This window comes from Mesorhizobium sp. M7A.F.Ca.CA.001.08.2.1 (assembly GCF_003998455.1).
Lineage (GTDB): Bacteria > Pseudomonadota > Alphaproteobacteria > Rhizobiales > Rhizobiaceae > Mesorhizobium > Mesorhizobium ciceri.
This window is the reverse complement of sequence record NZ_RZPW01001470.1, coordinates 1-451: the sequence shown is the minus strand read 5'-3', so window position 1 is coordinate 451 and position 451 is coordinate 1. Positions and strand designations below refer to the sequence as shown.

Annotated in this window: 1 protein-coding gene; it reads right to left on the bottom strand. The window is 64.1% G+C overall.

Annotated elements, in window-relative coordinates:
* On the bottom strand, positions 1-451 hold a 451-nt coding region (locus EN914_RS38040), incomplete at both ends, for a MazG family protein (RefSeq protein WP_127389806.1).

Sequence of the window (451 nt, the reverse complement as noted above, 5' to 3'; positions counted from 1 at the left end):
CAATTCGCCGATCTCTTCCTCGATCTTGTCGAGGATGGGCGCTGCCTCGCTCCAGTCGAAGCCGACGCGGGCGGCCTTCTCCTGAAGTTTCAGCGCCCGGGTCAGCGCGGGCAGGGCGACCGGCACGCTGTCCAGAAACCCCTTGCCATTGTCTTCGGGATCGAGACCGCGCGCGAGGCGGGCGCTTCGTTTCTCTGCCTTCTCTTCTGCCTTGATCTTTTCCCACATGCCCTTGGCCATGCCGGCGCTGCGGGCCTTTTCGTCGCCGAAGACATGCGGATGGCGTCGGATCATTTTCGTCGTGATGGCTTGCACCACATCGGGGAAGGCAAACTCGCCGGCCTCCTCGGCCATTTGCGCGTGGTAGACGACCTGCAGCAGTAGATCGCCGAGTTCGTCGCGCAGATCGTCGAGGTCGCCGCGCGCGATGGCATCCGCGACCTCATAGGCC